Origin of the sequence: Stenotrophomonas sp. CCNWLW162, from assembly GCF_037203745.1 — a bacterium.
Lineage (GTDB): Bacteria > Pseudomonadota > Gammaproteobacteria > Xanthomonadales > Xanthomonadaceae > Stenotrophomonas > Stenotrophomonas maltophilia_AQ.
Map to the genome: position 1 here is coordinate 76,141 of NZ_JBBCBL010000003.1, position 17,561 is coordinate 93,701.

14 protein-coding genes are annotated in these 17,561 nt (G+C 65.6%); 5 read left to right on the top strand and 9 right to left on the bottom strand.

All coding sequences use genetic code 11. From position 1 onward, the window contains the following. Positions 1-49: 49 nt before the first annotated feature. Positions 50-724: a response regulator transcription factor gene (locus V9K93_RS09225; RefSeq protein WP_046985556.1), complete on the top strand. Its 675-nt coding sequence runs from the start codon at positions 50-52 to the stop codon at positions 722-724. Positions 725-728: 4 nt separating this feature from the next. On the opposite strand, the gene V9K93_RS09230 is transcribed toward V9K93_RS09225, so the two are convergent. The 4 genes from V9K93_RS09230 to V9K93_RS09245 are packed head-to-tail and all read right to left on the bottom strand — an operon-like array spanning position 729 to position 7,692. Further along, positions 729-4,064 (bottom strand): hybrid sensor histidine kinase/response regulator, encoded by a 3,336-nt coding sequence (locus V9K93_RS09230; protein WP_337302423.1) that lies wholly within the window; start codon positions 4,062-4,064, stop codon positions 729-731. A 36-nt stretch (positions 4,065-4,100) separates the two neighbouring features. Next, complete coding sequence (locus V9K93_RS09235) at positions 4,101-4,586, bottom strand: MaoC family dehydratase (protein WP_337302424.1); 486 nt, start codon at positions 4,584-4,586, stop codon at positions 4,101-4,103. Next, complete coding sequence (locus tag V9K93_RS09240; protein WP_046985553.1) at positions 4,583-5,461, bottom strand: alpha/beta fold hydrolase; 879 nt, start codon at positions 5,459-5,461, stop codon at positions 4,583-4,585. Before V9K93_RS09240 ends, V9K93_RS09235 begins: the two co-directional genes overlap by 4 nt. Before the next feature lie 32 nt (positions 5,462-5,493). Beyond that, a complete protein-coding gene (locus V9K93_RS09245) occupies positions 5,494-7,692 on the bottom strand; it encodes a TonB-dependent receptor (RefSeq protein WP_295380897.1) in 2,199 nt (732 codons plus the stop codon). Between the two features lie 198 nt (positions 7,693-7,890). Between V9K93_RS09245 and V9K93_RS09250 the strand changes: the two genes are divergently transcribed. Continuing rightward, positions 7,891-8,895 carry an extracellular catalytic domain type 1 short-chain-length polyhydroxyalkanoate depolymerase gene (locus V9K93_RS09250; protein WP_337302425.1) on the top strand — a complete coding sequence of 335 codons (1,005 nt, stop codon included), beginning with the start codon at positions 7,891-7,893 and terminating at the stop codon, positions 8,893-8,895. A 49-nt stretch (positions 8,896-8,944) separates the two neighbouring features. On the opposite strand, the gene V9K93_RS09255 is transcribed toward V9K93_RS09250, so the two are convergent. Both V9K93_RS09255 and V9K93_RS09260 read right to left on the bottom strand, forming a co-directional pair. Beyond that, on the bottom strand, positions 8,945-9,793 hold the full coding sequence (locus V9K93_RS09255; protein WP_046985550.1) for an AraC family transcriptional regulator: 849 nt from the start codon (positions 9,791-9,793) through the stop codon (positions 8,945-8,947). A 302-nt stretch (positions 9,794-10,095) separates the two neighbouring features. After that, positions 10,096-11,022: a hypothetical protein gene (locus V9K93_RS09260; protein WP_337302426.1), complete on the bottom strand. Its 927-nt coding sequence runs from the start codon at positions 11,020-11,022 to the stop codon at positions 10,096-10,098. A gap of 204 nt (positions 11,023-11,226) precedes the next feature. Here V9K93_RS09260 and V9K93_RS09265 point away from each other — a divergent pair, with 204 nt between their 5' ends. The 3 genes from V9K93_RS09265 to V9K93_RS09275 all read left to right on the top strand — a co-directional run bounded on the left by V9K93_RS09265 (position 11,227) and on the right by V9K93_RS09275 (position 14,018). Further along, positions 11,227-11,388, top strand: a complete 162-nt coding sequence (locus tag V9K93_RS09265) for a hypothetical protein (protein ID WP_169050313.1) — start codon at positions 11,227-11,229, stop codon at positions 11,386-11,388. Positions 11,389-11,463: 75 nt separating this feature from the next. Further along, the gene (locus tag V9K93_RS09270; protein WP_253077992.1) at positions 11,464-12,165 is read left to right on the top strand and encodes a lasso peptide biosynthesis B2 protein; all 702 of its coding nucleotides are present in this window, start codon (positions 11,464-11,466) and stop codon (positions 12,163-12,165) included. 11 nt (positions 12,166-12,176) lie between these two features. Continuing rightward, entirely contained in the window at positions 12,177-14,018 is a 1,842-nt protein-coding gene (locus V9K93_RS09275; protein WP_337302427.1) for an asparagine synthase-related protein, read from the top strand. On the opposite strand, the gene V9K93_RS09280 is transcribed toward V9K93_RS09275, so the two are convergent. Genes V9K93_RS09280 through V9K93_RS09290 form a run of 3 tightly spaced genes read right to left on the bottom strand, consistent with a single transcriptional unit; the run spans position 14,015 to position 17,553 of the window. Continuing rightward, complete coding sequence (locus V9K93_RS09280) at positions 14,015-14,725, bottom strand: ABC transporter ATP-binding protein (RefSeq protein ID WP_046985546.1); 711 nt, start codon at positions 14,723-14,725, stop codon at positions 14,015-14,017. The genes V9K93_RS09275 and V9K93_RS09280 overlap by 4 nt on opposite strands. Positions 14,726-14,737: 12 nt before the next feature. Further along, entirely contained in the window at positions 14,738-16,093 is a 1,356-nt protein-coding gene (locus tag V9K93_RS09285; RefSeq protein WP_337302428.1) for an ABC transporter permease subunit, read from the bottom strand. Further along, entirely contained in the window at positions 16,090-17,553 is a 1,464-nt protein-coding gene (locus V9K93_RS09290) for a DUF3526 domain-containing protein (protein ID WP_337302429.1), read from the bottom strand. Before V9K93_RS09290 ends, V9K93_RS09285 begins: the two co-directional genes overlap by 4 nt. Positions 17,554-17,561: the final 8 nt, after the last annotated feature.

Genomic DNA, 17,561 nt, shown 5'->3' on the forward strand with positions numbered 1-17,561 from the left:
CCTAGGTACCCCTGTCCAACGGCAGACGATTTGCTACTCTCGCCTTGCCATGCCGACCCTGCTCATCGCCGATGACCATCCCTTGTTCCGCGCGGCACTGCATCGCGCGGCCGAAGAGGCGGTCGCCGATCTGCAGATCAGCGAGGCCGACTCGCTGGACAGCGTGCTCGAGGTCCTGGAACACCAGCAGATCGACCTGATGCTGCTGGACCTGCACATGCCCGGCAACCATGGGCTTGCCGGCCTTGCGACCATCCGTGCATTGCAGCCGGGACTGGCGATCATCATCGTCTCGGCCAACGAAGAGCCGCAGGTGATCCGCCGCGCAGTTGACCTGGGCGCGGCCGGCTACCTGCCCAAAAGTTCCGGACTGAACGAGCTGCAGTCCGCGCTGCGGTCGGTACTGGAGGGCGAACGCTGGATTCCTGCACTGCTGCGTGAGCCAGTGGCGCGGGTGGCGCCCTTCAGCAAGGATGCCGACCTGGCCGCGCGCCTGGCCAGCCTGTCCGCACATCAGTACAAGGTGCTGAGCCTGGTGGCCGAAGGACTGCTCAACAAGCAGATCGCCGACCGGTTGGGTGTACAGCTGCGCACCGTCAAGGCGCACATGACGCGTATCATGGAGCGACTGGGAGTCCGCAACCGTGCACAGGCGATCCGCGTGCTGCACGAAATGGGACTGGCCGATCCGTCCCGGCAGATTGAAGGTACCCAGGACACCTGATCTCTCAGGATGTTGCTGTGCCAGGTGCTGCCAGCAGATGGTTGATCGCCCAGCGCAGCGCCAGTGGCTTGAAGGGCTTGTTCAACAGTGAAAGTCCTGCCGCACGCACCGCCTCGCGCGTGTCGCTGCCGGTATCGGCGCTGAGAATGACCGTTGGCCGCTGCCCATGCTCGGCTTGCAGCCGCTGCCAGAGCGCCACGCCGGTATCGCCATCATCCAGGTGGTAGTCGAACAGCCACAACGCGGCCGCATGCGCTGACGCGCCGACCTCGCTGGCGGCACGCACCGCGACCACTTCGCAGCCCCAGGCCAGCAGCATCTGCCGCATCGCCTCCAGCGCGTCCGCGTCGTTGTCGACCACCAGCACGCGGATGCCCTTGACGGTGCTGGTACCCGCTGCGGCGGGCTCCGTGGGCGGGGCAGCCGGCGGTGCTGCCCGCACCACGCTGATCGAAAACGTCGAGCCGTGATCGAGCACGCTGCGCAACTGCAGCGGCGCATGGAGCAGCTCGGCGATGCGCTGCGCGATGGTCAGGCCCAGTCCCAGCCCCTGGCCGTTGCTGCGGTCGCCGCGATGGAATTCCTCGAACACGATCGCCTGCTGCTCGGGCGCGATGCCGGGGCCACTGTCATGCACGCCAACCAACAGTGCATGGCCATGGCGGCGCACGCCCAGCAGCACGCCACCATGGCGCGTGTAACGGATGGCATTGGCCAGGAAATTCTGCAGCACCCGGCGCAGCAGCAGCGGATCGGTGTGGACCCAGGCACGGGTCCGCAGGTAGCGGAACTGCAGCCCGCGCGCCGCCGCCAGCACCGCGAACTCCTGCGCGAGCGGATCGAGCACGGTCGACAGCGCGAACGCGCGTGGATCGGCCACCAGACCACCGGCTTCCAGCCGGGAGATATCCAGAAGTCCGGATAGCAGGTCATCGGTGGAATCCAGCGCACCGCGGATCTGGCGCAGGAAGCTGTCGAGGAACTCCGATTCGATGTGCTGCGACATCGCATCGGTCAGCAGCTGCGCCGCATGCAGTGGCTGGATAAGGTCGTGACCGACCGCAGTCAGGAAGCGGGTCTTGGCAACGTTCGCGCGCTCGGCTTCGTGCACCGCCTGTTCCAGCCGTGCGGTGCGGTCCTGCACGCGGCGCTCCAGGGTTTCGTTGCTGCGCTTGAGTGCTTCCTCGGCCCGGCGGAACGCAGTGACGTCGGTGAAGGTGGCCACGTAACCGCCGCCCGGCATTGGATTGCCACGGATCTCGACGATGGTGTTGTCGGGGAAAATCCGTTCGGACAGATGCGGCGTGCCGCGCTGCATGTGTGCCACGCGGCGCTGCAAGGCCTTGTCGCGGGAGTCACCGGGGCCTTCGCCGATCTTCAGTTCGTCCAGCGCCCAAGCCGTAAGGTTGACCACTGGCTGTCCTACTTGTAGCAGCTCGGGCGGAAACTTGAACAACGCAGCGTACTGACTGTTCCAAGCCACCAACTGCAGCTGCGCGTCGACCACGCTGATGCCCTGGCTCATGTTCTCCAGCGCCGCCTCCAGCAGGCGCTGGTTGAAGCGCAGCACCTGTGTGGCTTCGCCGACTGCACGGGTCACCGCATCCAGTGGCGCTGCACCGCCGTCGCGAGCGGCCTCCACCAGCAGCCTCGCCATGCCCGCACCGACCACAGCGGTCAGTTCGCGTTCGATGGTGATGACCCGGTCGTCATCCAGCAGCTGTCCGGCATGCCCGTCCATCAGTTGCCGGGCCCGCTCCTGGCCGAGGAAGCGTCCGGCCGTCTTGCGCAGCGAGGCGGCTGCCACCGCATCCCGTCGTCGCGGCAACGAAGGGCGCACCGCGCGCGACACCAGCGCAACCGTCAGCAGGTTCACCGCCAGGCTGGCGCCCATGCTGATGGCGATATGGCCCGGCTGCATGCGCAGCGAGACCACGGCCAGCCAATGCAGTCCGTCGCGGGCGGCCGACGCCGGCGCGGCGGGGATCAGCATCGGCAACAGCACCAGCCACAACCAGGCCAGCGAACCCAGCACGATGCCGGCAATGATGGCCGGGGAGGGCGTGCGTGGGCGATACACCGCAAGCAGCACCGCCGGTGCCAGCTGCGAGAGAGCGGTGAATGACATCAGGCCGAAATCGCTGAGTGCCTCGGTGTCGCTCATCGCGCGGCTGTACAGCCACGACATCAGGAACACGGCAAGGATGCCGGCACGGCGGAAGGCGAGCACGCGCGGACGCAGGTCAGCTGCCGCCGCGCCGCCGGCGATGCCGTCCAGCAGCCTCGAACCGAAGCCATGGTTGCCGAGCATGATCGACAGGGTCAGCCCGGACAGGATCATCATGCCGGTGGCGGCGCTCAGGCTGCCCAGGTAGGCCAGCAAGGCCAGCAGGTGGTGTCCACCGGCCTGCGGCAGCGCCAGCACGTACAGGTCGGGCGACACCGATGCGGGCAGCTGCGCGGCACCGGCCAGCGCCATCGGCACCGACGGCAGCCCGATCAGCAACAGGTAGACCGGGAACATCCAGCGCGCCGTCTTCAGGTCCGAGGTCTGGCGCAGCTCGACCACGCCGACATGGAACTGGTGAGGCAGGGTGAACGCGGAGATCGCTCCCAACGCGACCATGGTGAGGTAGTCCGGCATGATGGCCGGTGGTGGAAGCTGTGCCATCTTTTCCAGCAGTGGCGTGCCCGCCTGGCGCACCGACAGCGCCGCGTAGAGGCCAATGGCCAGCAGCGCCACCAGCTTTAATAGCGACTCCAGCCCCAGCGCGACCACGATGCCACGATTGGGTTCGGTGGCCGACGCCTTGCGTGCGCCGAACAGCAGCGTGAACGCGGCCATGGTCAACGCGAACCAGAACGACATGTCCAGCTGCGTGCCAGCAGGCGCGAAGCGATCACCGAGCAGGGCGCCCAGGCCCTGGCTGACAGCCTTCAGCTGCAGGGCGATGTAGGGAATGATGCCGAACAGCGCGACCAGAGTGATGGTGAACCCGAGTCCCCGATCCGCACGCAGCCGCGCGACCACCAGGTCGGCGATGGTGGCGCTGTTATGCTGCTTGGCCAGCCTCCCCAGGCGGAGCAGGAACGGCAGGCCGAAGGCAAATATCAGCGCCATGCCCGCCAGGGTCGGAGGAATCGGGAAGCCCCATTGCAGGCCCTGTGACGCCGCGCCGTAATAGGTCCACGCGGTGCAGTGCACTGCCAGCGACAGCGCATAGATGAGCGGCCACACCTTCGAAAGCCGATGCCCCCGGCGCTCGCCCCAGAGGGCCACGCCAAACAGCAGTACGGTCCACGCAATACAGGCGAACAGGACGACGGAGGGCGTCAACATCGCTCCAGTGTAGGCAGAGGACCGGGCAGGGTGGTGCTAGGGGGCGAGCACGATCAGTGACAGATGCTCAGCGACCAGTGCCAGCTCGCCATCGGCAACGCGTTCGACAGCCTTGCGCTGGGTAAGCAACCATTGCCCGGGCTGCCGTGCCTCCAGTGCCACCAGCTGCGAGCGCACCCGCACCTCGGAGCCGCTGGGCACTGGCGCCAGGAAGCGGACCTTGTTCAAGCCGTAGTTGAGCACGTGGGCGATGCCGGAAAAGCCGGCCAGGGCTGCAACATCGTCTTCCACGGTGAGCGAAAGCAGCAGGAAGCCATGCGCGATGGTCTGCCCGCCGGGCAGCTCGGCCTGTGCCCGCAGCGGATCGACGTGGATCCAGTTGTGGTCACCGGTGGCGTCGGCGAAAGTGTCGATGCGCGATTGCGTGATGGGTGTGCCGGCGCCCAGGCGCTCGCTGGCTGCCCATTGCCGCAGCGCCCGCAAGGCAGTGGGTAGCGCGTCGATCGGAGCGCCGGCACTCACCGCAGACGCTCCAGCAGCGCCAGGATCGCGTCTCGCGCCTCGGGTTCGGACAGCATCGGCGCATGACCGACATCCGGCACTTCGACCAGGCGGGCGCTTTCCGAGGTCGCGGCCATCTGCCGCGCGACATCGGCCGGCAGGATGTCCGACAGCGCACCCCGGACTACCAGTACCGGCACCCGTGCGGTCAGCCCGCGAACCGCACGCCACAGCACCGGCCGCAGCAACCAGAGCAGCCACGGCCGCGTGGTACGGATCACCGCCGGGTCATAGTCCAGCTCCAGCAGGCCATCGCTGCGTGGGCGGAAGGTGCGCACCGCCATTGCCCGCCAGTCATCACTGCTGAAACGCGGGAAGGCGGCCTTGCCGATCGACGCTACGTACGCCGTGGCCTGCTCCAGATCCATCGGCGGCACCGGCTTGCCTGCGTATTTGCCAATCCGTGCCAGCGCCTCGCGCGGCACCTTGGGGCCGGCATCGTTGAGCACTGCACCAGCGATCCGCTCGGGCGCGCGCGAGGCGAGGGTGATGGTGACCAGCACGCCGAGTGAGGTGCCGATGAACACTGCCTTGTCGATGTTCTGCGCGCGCAGCAGCGCGACCATGTCGTCGGCATAGGTGCGCGGGTTGTAGCTGGACGGATCATGCGCACGCTCCGAACCGGCGCGACCGCGGAGATCGACTGCGATCACCCGCCAGCCCACGGCGGCAAGCGAACCGGCAAGCACGTCGAAGTCGGCGCCATTGCGTGTCAGGCCGGGAATGCACACCACCGTGCCGCGGGGCGCCTGCCCTGCATCGGGTGCATGGTCACGCGCGTGCAGGCGCAGGCCATCGTCGCTGTTCCAATACAGATCTACGTAAGACTGCATCATGCAGGGGCTTCCTGGAAATCGAATCGGATGCTCTAGAAATCGTAACGGACGCTGAGGCTATATTGGCGCGGCGGACCGTAGAAACCAATCAGCGTGCCCACTGCTGGAATGTTGTAGCCAGTGGTGCGGTATTCCTTGTCGGCCAGGTTGGTGCCCTGCAGCGAGAAGGTCCACGCATCATCCAGCCGCCAGATCACGCCGGCATTGACCAGCCCGTAGCCCTGCTGGCGGATCACCGGGCTCAGGTCGGTGGTCGGCCAGACTTCGCTCTGGTAGCTGTAGCTCACCCGTGCCGACAGGTTGCTGCCCTTGGCCAGCTCGGTGCGGTACTCCACGTTGAACGCGCCCGAGAACTCCGGCGCATTGGTGAACTTCATCTGCTTGGCCACATTCATGCCACGGTCCATGTACTCGTCGTACTTGGTGTCCAGCCAGGCGAGGTTGCCGGAGATCAGCCAGTGCTGGCTGGGCAGGTACTGGTACTCGACCTCCAGGCCCTTGACGGTACCCGCGCCGGCATTGGTGAAATCGCCGAAGAAGGAATCGTCGATGCCATCACCATTGGTATCCAGGCCGGTGAACACCGACAGCTGGATGTCCTTGTACTTGTTGTAGAAGGCCGAAAGATTCAGGAACAGGCGCTGGTCAAGGAAGGCCATCTTGCTGCCAACCTCGTAGCTGTCCACGGTCTCGTCGTCGAAGGGCTCAGCTGAGCGCGGCACCGCCACGGCGTTGGCACGGATGTTGTAGCCGCCGGACTTGAAGCCACGCGTGGCCAGACCGTAGACCATGATGTCCGGGGTGATCTGGTAGTCCAGCGAGACCTTGGGCGAGACGTTCTTGAAGTTGGTCTTCTTGTCGAAGTCCGCGGTCACCGCCACCGGCCGGCTGAAGCCGGGATCGGCGTAGAGGCGGTTCAGCACGATCGCGCGCTTGTCCTCGTCGGTGTAGCGAGCGCCCACATCCAGTTTCAGCTTGCTGGTCAGGTCGAAGGTCCAGTCCGCATACAGCGCGATGCTGTCGGTCAGCACCTTGCCCTGGTTGTCGGCGAACTGCGCGCTGAAGTAGTTGTTCTGGATCTGCCCACCGGCTTCGCCGCTGAACTGGTACAGGCCGACCACACCGCGCACGCGGCCGCCGGCATCGTAGTTCAGCTGCACCTCGTTGCTGACCTGGTTGTCGCTGTAGGTGCCGCCGACGTCGGCCAGCTTGACCGGGGTGGTGTCGAAGTCGATGTTGGCCTCGCTGTCCGATTCGCGCTTGGCCACCACGTACTTCACGGCGATGTCTTCGTTGGGACGCCAGTTGACCGTGGCCGAGGCACCCTTGGTTTCCACACTGTTGAGGTTGCGCATGCCCGAGCGGATATCGTAGCGGCTGTCCATCGGCGGGTAGGCGCGCAGGAACGGGTTGGGCGCCAGCATCTTCGAACCGCGCATGCCGGACTGGTCATCGATCCAGTCCAGCGCGAACTGCACGTCGAAATCATCGCCCGCATACGCGCCCAGGTTCAGGCGCGCCGCATTGATCTGCTTGTCGCTGACCGGCTGGCCATTGAAGGTGTTCTCGCCGAAGCCATCGTTGTTCATGCTGGCAACTGCCACGCGGGCACGCAGGCCGCTGTCGGCACCGCCGATCGGGCCACCGATGGCCGCCTTGGCATCGAGCTGGCTGTAGTTTCCCACGGTGATCTGGGCGAACCCTTCGGTCTGGGTCGGCAGGCCGCGCGAGATGTACTTGATCGCACCGCCGATGGTGTTCTTGCCGTACAGCGTGCCCTGCGGGCCGCGCAGCACCTCGATGCGCGAGACGTCGAACACATCCAGCAGCGCACCCTGCGGACGTGCGATGTAGACATCGTCCAGATAGATGCCGACGCCCGGATCCGCGCCCCAGGTGGGATCGGACTGGCCGACGCCACGGATGTAGGCGGTAACCGTGCTGCTGGCGCCGCGTGCCGCGTAGATGGTCAGGTTGGGCACCTGTGCATCGAGGTCGCTGAGATCCTGGACGTTCATCCTGTCCAGCGCTTCGGAGGTAAACGCGGTGACCGCCACCGGTACTTCCTGCAGGGTTTCCTCGCGCTTGCGTGCGGTGACCTTGATGCTGTCCAGATTGGTGGGTGAAGCCGTCCTGCCTGCCGCTGGCGCCGGCTGTGGCGCCTCCTGTGCCAGTACCGGCCCGGTGGCCAGCAGCGCACCGATCATCAGACTCAGACCATTCCGATTCATCCGTTCCTCCCCCAGGGCATGTCCATTGCGGATGGCCCTCTGCCACCCCTGCAGCCAAGGCTAGCGGTGTCACCGGACGCCGGCGAGTGGACCTAGGTCCAGTCGGCAGCGGCACCGGGATGCGGATACTGGGCGCGCCCCCACCTGCAAGCGCTACCGGTACTCCTTCATCCACGAACCACGCATGAGGATCTGGCCATGAAATCCGGAATCGATTCAATCAAGGCACTCGCACTGCTGCTGTGCAGCTGGCTGGCAACGGCGGGCAGTGCCTATGCCGCAGGCCCCGCCGGGCATTGGGACATCGGCCTGTATGGCAATCTGTTCGGCGCCCGCGAGTACCAGGTGTGGGTGCCGGCCGGCTACGACGAAACCCGGCCACTGCCGCTGCTGCTGGTGCTTCATGGCTGCGTGACCGGGCCGAACCTGATGGGCGAGGCGTCCGGCTTCAATGACGTTGCCGACAGCGAGGGGTTCATCGTGGTCTACCCCCGGCAGAACGTCACCTCCAACCCGGCACGCTGCTGGAACTGGCAATTGCCGATCAACCAGGCGCGCGACAGCGGTGAGGCCTCGATCCTGGCTGGCATTGTGGACAAGGTGAAGTCCGGTTACAGCATCGATCCACATCGGGTCTACGTCACCGGCATTTCCGCGGGCGGTGCGATGACCTCGATCATGCTGGCCTGCTACTCGGATGTGTTCGCCGCCGGTGCCATCCATTCCGGCGGCATGTTCAAGGGCGCGACCACGATTTCCGGTAGCGCCTACGCGTTGCTGGCCGGCAGCATCTACTCGCCGGACAGCAATGGGGGGCTGGCCTGGCAGTGTTCGGGCTCGCCATCGCCGCGTCCGATCCCGGTGCTGGTGTTCCATGGCAGCGCCGATCTCACTGTCAATCCGGTGAACGGGCAGCAGGCCGTGCGCCAGTTCCTGCAGACCAATGACCTGGCCGACGATGGCCTGGACAACGATTCGGTGAAGTACCTGCCGACCAGCACCTACCAGGGGCAGGTGCCGGGTGGGCGCGCTTACACCGTGGATACCTATGCCTATGGTGGCAGGACGCTGGTGCAGCACTACGTGGTGCAGGGCATGGGGCATGCCTGGAGCGGCAGCCAGTCCGGCCTGCCGTTCACCGACCCGAAGGGACCGGATGCCACGCTGATCACGTGGTTGTTCCTGAAGGACTACCAGCGCTGAAGGGAAGGGCAGTCCTCGCCGGTGCGGGAGCAATGCGCTCCCGCATCCGTCAACGTGGCTCCTGTGGCCGCTGATCGTCGGCGTCCGATGCCTGCTGCCGAGTGCCTCGTTCCGCCAGGAAGCGTTTGGGGGGCGCGCCCACGGTTTTGCGGAACATGGTCACGAACGCCCCGGCACTGTCGTAGCCCAGGTCATCGGCGATGGCCTGCACCGTCCGGCCCTTGGCCAGCAGCGGCAGCGCGACCACCACATGCAGCTGCCGGCGCCAGCGTCTCACGCTCAGGCCGGTTTCGCCGGAGAACAGGCGCGACATGTTGCGCTCGCTCATGCCGATCCGGCTCGCCCAGACCTCAAGCGTTGCTCGTTCGGCTGGCGTGTCCAGCATCGCATTGGCCAGCCGGCGCAACCTTGCATCGGATGGCATGGGTAGATGGAGCCACTCCGGCGGCGCAGCAATCAGCTCATCCAGGAACACGCCCATCAGGCGGTCCTGCGCGCTGCCGGACGCATACTGCTGGGGAAGGTTGGACGCGCGCTCCAGCAGGGCCTGCATGAACGGAGTGATCGCCATCGCAGCGCATTGCGTTGGCAGTTCCGGAGCCGCCCCGGGTTCCACGAACACCACGAAGCCGTGCGGCCGTCCACTGCTGCTGGCGCGATGGGACAACCCACCGGGGATCCAGATCGCGCCCTGTGGCGGAACCACCCACAGGCCAGCCGCGGTCTCCAGCATGATCAAGCCACGCGTGGCGACCAGCAGCTGCGCCTTCCGATGCGCATGGAAGGGCATCTGCCAGGCATCTGGAATGGGGTCCAGCCCAAGCACCATCACCGGAAGATCGACACGGTCCGGATAGTCGGGCCCAACCTCGCTCAGCCCCGCAATCGAAATCTCCACGCTGGTACCTACGCCCCAAAGCCACGCCGGGCAGCACGGTGGCGCTTACTCGTCATCGCGTGCCGATCCCGGTTCGCGCCTGTGCCAGACACAGATCAGCCCCATCAGGACATGGATGATGGGTGGATCCGTCCTTCCTGCTTCGGCAGCCAGTGCTTTCTCGCTCACGTTGGCATCCTCTCTGTTCGAGGATCGGTAGCGTAGGCGGCAAGCCGAAGGGCGTCATTCGACAGTTCCGCCAGGTGATTCACCAATCCGGCCATATCTTCAGCCGGGCCAGGCAATCACCACGTGGGCGCGAGCTACAACGCCGGAACCGTGATCCTCTGCAGGTCGAGCTTGGCCCGCAGGGCGTAGTGCTTGCGGGTAACCGGTACCACGCAGGTCAGGCGCGGGTCGACATAATCCTTGAACAGCGGCGGCCGCGGCGAAGACAGATAGAACGCGCGATCCTGCTTGACCGCTGCCGGCAGCAGAACCTCGCTGAGATCGCTGTCGGTGGCATCGGTCACGAGGCAGGGTGCATGCCGGAAGCCGAGCTTGCGCAGCAGGTACAAGCGATGGGAACCGTTGGTCAGGATGATACGGCTGCCAAAGCGCGTCGCACTGATCAGGTTGTCGCTGAAACCGAGATAGATGACGACGGCGTGGCTGGCTGCGCCGAATGGTTCATAGTTGGCGATGCCAGCCGGATCGAGGGTCGCCACGTCGAGGAAGCGCAGGTCGTTCGAGGTGGACGCGAAGGTGTAGCTGCCATCGGACTGGGTGAACCGCACTTCCGGATGTGCATGGCTGCCGCTGCGAGCGACAAGCTGCATGATCTCCTGCGCGGTGGGTGAGGCAGTCACTGCAGCCGCCAGCTGGTCGATGTGGCGAAGATTGATGCATTCCTGGAAGATCACCAGTCGATCGATCTCGACCATCTGCCAACGGCGCGGCAGGACACTCGTCATCCGATGCATCGAGGGTTGTCGCAGCGCCTGCTCAGCCAGCGGCAGCATTTCTTCCGGCAGCGCATGGATACCGATCGCGTCTGCCGCATCGCCTTCCTCCCGCTGCAGCCGCAGCACCTCGGCGCGGGCCGTCCGCCAATCCTCCACGAGCGCGGCCTCGTCGAAACTTGCCGGTGGGCAGCGCTCCCTGACGAAGCGGATGAACTTCGGCAGAGGAAACACTCCCTTCAACAGAAGCGTGGGATCCAGGCTGTCGTCACTGATCTCGGTGTTCATCCCTCTTGCCTCTCATGGGTCGTATCGACAACGGGCAGGTGGCGTCGTTCATCACGCCAAAATAATATGTTATATCGTAACATTTGAGTGCCTTGGCGGCAATCGCTGTGCAATGTGCGGCGATGGTGGCTTGGCTGCTCCGTATCCAATGCAACGCGATCCAATGCAATGCGTGGATACATCCACTGACTAGAGGAGATGTTCATGAACGAGCTGATTGAGCTGGGTGTAGTGGCAGGACAGCAGAACCCTGAAGAACAGGGCGTGGGTGGCGAACTGATCGAGCTCGGCTCGGTGGTTTCGGAAACGAAGGCGCACAACCACGGCACGTTGTGGGATGGCGTGTTCCCGACCACGTCGCCCTGATCTTCCGCACAACGTCGCATCTGCGGTGCATGCCCTGCATGCACCGCTTCTCCGGTTCCGACGCAGGAGCGCATGATGGAGCAGGCTGCCGCCCCTTACTTCCTGTCAAAGCACGCCCACGTCTGCGTCACCGGCGATGCCATGGTGATCCTGGATCAGGCCACGGGCAGGTATCTTTCCCTTGAAAGACGCGGCGCCGCAGGCCTTGGCAACCTCATTCTCGATTGGCCGCTGCGGTCCGATGGCGCAAGCATTCCCACGCTACTGCAGGCCCTGATCGACCGCCGTTTGATCACAGCAGACCCGCTGCAGGGCAAATCCGCCGCCAGCCCTGCCATTACGCTGCCACGGCATTGGGTGCGCGAGGGCGCGCCTCGTGGCCGTCCACCGATCATGGCGCGGGACCTGCGTCGTTTCATTGTCTCGTGTGCCTATGCCGCCTGCAGCAGAACATTCCTTCCTTTCAGTGCCACGGTGTCTGCCGCGAGCCGTCGAACGGATCACGACCACGACACGCACGTGAGCATCGAAGAACTGGCGTCGCGGGTTCGGGTGTTCGACTGGCTTCGACCCTTGGCCTTCAGGAAGACCGATGAGTGCTTTCTCTACTGCCTGGCGATGCGCGAGTTCCTGTCGAAGTACGGCATCGTTCCGCGCTGGGTGTTCGCGGTCAGAACCCAGCCGTTCGCCGCGCATTGCTGGCTGCAGCATGGCGATCAGGTGCTGACCGACATTCCCTTCAACCTGCGCCGGATGGTTCCCATCCTGGTGCTGTAACGAAACCTGCCATGTACCGATACATCGCCGTGCTCTGGAACACCCACTCGGAATCCGCGACGGCGCAGGCGGAACGAATCGTGGAGAGGATCGGCGCCAGGCTGCCCGGCATTGCCTGCGTGATGAATGGCAATGGCGCAGCGATCCATGCGCAGAGTGACAACCACGGCTATTTCGAATGCCGTCGTGCGAACTCCCTGGTAGTACTCGGCAAGCTGTTCCACAAGGATTTCGGCGCAGGCACCGTGCCTGGTTGCGTGAGCCTGGATGCCGAGACAGCGGACGACGCCTGCAGCAGCCAGGGGCGCAGCATCGTCGAACGGTGCTGGGGCCGCTACGTGGCGCTGGGCTTCCAGCAGGAAACTTCGAGCTGGTTCGTCCTGCGCGATCCCACTGCGGAGATCCCGTGCTACATGACCACAGTGGGCCAGCTGACGGTGGTCTTCTCCAACATGGAAGACTGCCTGTTGCTGGGCTTGCGCGATTTCAACGTCGACTGGTCGTTCCTGTCCTATTCGCTGCTGTATCCGTTTCGTGATGGCCTGCAGACCGGCTTTGAGGAAGTCACTGCCGTCGAAGCCGGTGAGGCGATTTCGATCCGGAACGGCGAACCGGTGGGCCGGCAGTGCCAGTGGGACGTGGTGCGGATGGCCCGCGATGAACCGATCGAGGACATTGAGGAGGCCGTGCAACTGGCCCGTTCGACGCTGCTGGGCTGTATCGGCGCGCTGGCCAGCCAGCACCGGCGCATCCAGCTGCAGCTGTCGGGCGGACTGGACTCCTCGATCATCCTGGCCGGTCTGCTGCACGCGCCCTCGGCGCCCGAGGTGACCTGCATCCATCATTACGATGACGGCATCGGTGCCGATGAACGGCTGTTCGCACGCATGGCCGTGGCAGGGGTCCGTGAATCGTCGGGCAGGAACTGCGAATTCATCGAGTACCGGCGGCAGCCACACTGCGCGTTGGAAGAGATCATGGCCTTCCCGCGCACGGCCCGGCCGGCGCATTGCTCCGGCTATCTGCTCCATCGCCGTGACGTGGACTTCGACGGCAACACCGTGCAGTTCACCGGCGTCGGCGGCGACGCGGTGTTCCTGCGCTTCAAGGGCAACGCCGCTGCGATCGACTACGCCTGGCGACGTGGCATCGACCGGACGTTCTTTCGCGTGGCGTTCGAAACCGCGCAGTCCGGCGATTCTCTGTACGGTGTACTGAAGGACGCGGCCGTGCATGGCCTGCTGAAGCGGCCGGGCAGCATCAATGGCCGTTGGGGCAAGCCCTGCCCATGGGTGCGGGTGGACCGCGCCGAACAGGATGGCATGCAGCCGGCCTGGTTGCGGCATGCGCAGGCGCAGGGCCATCTCGTATCACCCTACAAGCTGGCCCATATCGGCCGGATGGTATTCCCGACCAGCGTCCTTGATCCGTTCGAAGGCGCCGGCCACTGGCATGGTGTATCGCCGATCAGTGCGCAGCCGCTTGTTGAACTGTTCGCGCGCATCCCGCTGCACCTGCTCATCGCGGACGCAGAAGACCGCACCATCGCGCGGCGTGCAATGAAGGGACTGTTGCCGGATGCGCTGCTGTCGCGGAAGGTAAAATCCTATCTGGATGATCACTCCGTGGCGGTCACCCAGGGGCACCAGCGGTTCATCAGGAATCTGCTGGTTGACGGCATGCTGGCCAAGCGCGGCTATCTCGACAGCGCGCTGGCCGATACGGGTATCCAGCAGGTCAGTCCGGATCACTCGTCGCAGGTGCTGGGCATCTTCGGCCCTCAGATCAACATCGAGGCGTGGCTGCGGCGCTGGTCCGGCCACGCAGGCGAGCCGGTTGCCGGAGCCGCCTAGGCGCTCCGGCTCATCTCTTCCAGATAGAGATTCTCAAGATCGTTCGCGGTGATCGCGCTGGCATCCAGCGTCCTGCGCAGGCGCCCGGCCTGCATCAGGCCAATCGTGGTCGCGACTTCACGGGCGCGGAACAGATCGTGGGTGGCCATCAGGATCGCCGTGCCGCTATCGCGCTGCCGCACGATCAGCTCATGGAACTCGGCTGACGCCGCAGGATCCAGGCCCGAGGTGGGTTCATCGAGAAGCAGCGCCCTGGCTTCCTTGACGATGGCCAGTGCGATGCCGACCTTCTGCCGCATGCCCTTGGAATAGAGACCCACGCGTCGCCCGAATGCGTCGGTCGCCAGGCCGGCGGACCTGAGTGCGTCCTTCAGTCGCGCAGGCGAGCGTTCCTCGACACCGGCCAGGCGGGCGAAATAGTCCAGATTCTCGTAGCCGGTCAGCTCGTCGTACAGCGCCACGGTCTCGGGGATGTACAGCAGCCGTCGGCGTACCTCCTGCGGCCGCTGCTGCGCACTGAGACCGTCCACTTCGGCCGCACCGGAGGTGGGTTTCAGAAAGCCAAGGAACAGCTTGATGGTCGTCGACTTGCCGGCGCCGTTGGCGCCCAGCAGGCAGAAGATCTCGCCGGGCCGCACCTCGAAGCTGACATCATCCAGCGCCCGATGTGCACCGTGTTCCATGACCAGGCTTTTTGCAGACAGCATGTGGACGTCTCCTCAGGGCGTTGCCAGCCGGCTGCGCAGTGCTCCGGCCGCAAGCAGGACAAGCAGGGTGGCGATGATCAAGGCAGCAAGATCGGCCAGGACACCGGACCGGACGACGCCCACGTGCTCGCGGTATTGGAAGCGGGGCAGTGCGTCGTACTCTTCAAGGGTCTGCGGCGCGTCACGGTCCAGATAGGCCTTGTGCAACAGCCTTCGTGCCTGCCAGAAGGTGTGGACCTGATGCTGGAAGTCGAGCGCGCGGTCGGCATCCGAGCCTGCGATTCGGTCAAGCGCGTCCTGCGTTGCCACGGCCGGCAGCAGCAGCCGCAGCCGGTCCAGAAGCTGGCGATGTGCGGCCTCGGCCTGCGCATGCGAGACCATCAAACGGGCCAGTTCCCGGTCGGCCGCAACGCGGTCGGCATAGGCCTGGCGCACTGTATCGGGGATGAGGGATGACGAAGAAGCCAGTGGCACCGAGTTCGCATGCTCACGTTGCTGGCGCTTGGCGATATCGGACTGCATCGCTTTCACTTCGGTGGCGAACTGCATCTGTGACGGCGGCGGCGCGATCAGGTTCACCGTGGCCAGGGTCAGCGACGGTGCCATGACCACGATCAGCAGCCACAGCGCGCCAGCGGCGATGGCCGCCTCGGTGGTGCGCCGGGCAAGGCAACCGATCAGCAGTGCAAGGGCCAGCCAGAACGCGCCGTAGAGGAGGACGGTCAGCGCCAGCACGGCCAGGCCCGCAGGACTGTGCGCGCCGGCCCCGATCGCCACCGCGAGGATGATGGCCAGTGCGGGCAGCAGCACCGCCAGGCCACGGGCCAGCAACTTGACCACCAGAAGCCGTGTTGCTGACACCGGCTGCGACAGCACCAGCGCAGCGATGCCACGCTCGCGCTCGCGGGACCACAGATCATGGGTGACGACGAGAATGACCAGCGGCAGCAGGAAGACGATCACGAACGCCAGGTCGAACCGTCCCGCAGCCCGTGCTGCCGGATTGCCGATGTCGGCCCAGACGTGCTTGAGCAGCTGGGTCGGATCGCCCAGCGCGACCACATCGGCGGTGTACGGATAGGCGTCTGCCTGGCCGATCGACAGCGCTGCCATGGCGCCGGGCGGAAGCACCGGCTGGGCGCGGGGCAGCACCGAGGGCGCCTTGCCGACGAATGCCCGGCTGCGCTCCTTCGTCTGTTGCTCTTCCTGCTTGATCAGGGCGATGGCCGCCTCACGCTGGTCCACCCATGCGCGGCCGTTCCACGCGGCGTAGGCACCCAGCCCGAGCAGCAGGACAAGCAGCACCGGCAGCGCTCGATCACGCAGCAATCGGCGGATCTCGTAGCGTGCAATCGACGCAACGCTCATGGCGATCTCCCCAGCCGCCGCGCCGAGAGGGCGACCACCGCGCAACCCAGCAGCAGCCAGGCCAGCAGAATGGCGAGATTCACGCCTTGCGCGGCAGCGATGCCAGCCAGGGTCTGCTGTGGTGGCCGGTACTGCACCGACCGGGTGATGCCGGCGATGTCGGCCACGTGCTTCCCGCCCTGTGGTGCCTTGTGCAGCTTTACTTCCTGGTTGAGTGCCTGGATCAACCGATAGCGGTAGTCCTCCACGCCGCGCAGGAATGCCAGATGCGCCGGGAAATCCGTGCCGGCGATGGCGCGCGACCAGGACTGCAGCGCCAGTGTCGGCGAGGCAAGGCCAAACAGGCGCTGGATGGCGTCCTGCTGCTGGTAGGTGGCATGCAGGCGATCGAAATGGCGATTGTAGACGCGCGTCGAGTTGGCCTCGGCAAACTCAAGCGCCACGCCGCGGAAGTTCAGCGGCAGGTCGTCAACGCTGTCGACGCGGTAGCGTGCCATCAACGCGGCGCGCAGGGCATCAAGGCGTTTGTCGGCCGGGTCATGGCCATCCACGCCGTTCTCCGCTTCCTCGGTCACGCCGGCCCTGAACGACGGTGCCGAAGGAGTCGGGTACAGAGACTCGGCGACCGCAGGCGCCACCCTCGGCAGCAGCAGTGTGGACACCACCCAGAAGCCCAGCAGCACGACCAGTGACGTTCGTGCCGAGCCGGCAAGTGCCGACACCCCCACGGTTAGTGCACAGAACACCAGCAGATAGAGCAGGTAGGCGGTAGCCAGTGCGAGCAGGGCGGCAAGATCCGTGGCGCCGCCGTACTGGATGGACAGCCCCGGAAGACTGATCAGCAGCATGGCCATCACCAGCAGCAGCGAGGCGGCCGCCAGGGCAATCAAGCGTCCAGAGATCAGCACGCCGGCCGAGGCGCCGGTACCGAGTTCCTGGCGCAGCGTCTCGCGGGCCACATCGCCGGACAGTGTGGCGAAGCCGGCCAGGATGATCAGCAGCGGCGCCACGACCTGCAGCGCCCACGCCGCAGAGAAACCCTCGAAGCGGCTGAGTGCGGTGCCGCCATCCACGGCGCGGTGCCTGGCCGGGTTCTGTGCGTGGCCCTCGATGAACACCGAGGTTCCCAGGTAATCCGTCAGCCCCGGGTCCAGTGCAGCCAGGGGCCGCACCGGGGCAGCAATGGCACGCCCCACATGTGCTGCGCTATGCGGGTCGATCGTGCCCTGGCTGTCCCAGAGCCGCGCCTCTTCCTCGCTCATTGCCTGGCGCTCCTGCGCCTGCAGGGTAAGGCGTGCAGCACTGCTGAGCACCGACGCACCTGCAATGGACAAGAGGGCGAGGGCGAGCCACAGCACGCGCCGCTCTCGCCACATCAGCGTGAGCTGGGTTGCCGCGACAGCGAACGCCTGCTGGATGGCGACTACGGACCGCGACTGGGCAGGGGAGTCGGCGCGCATGCGGGGGC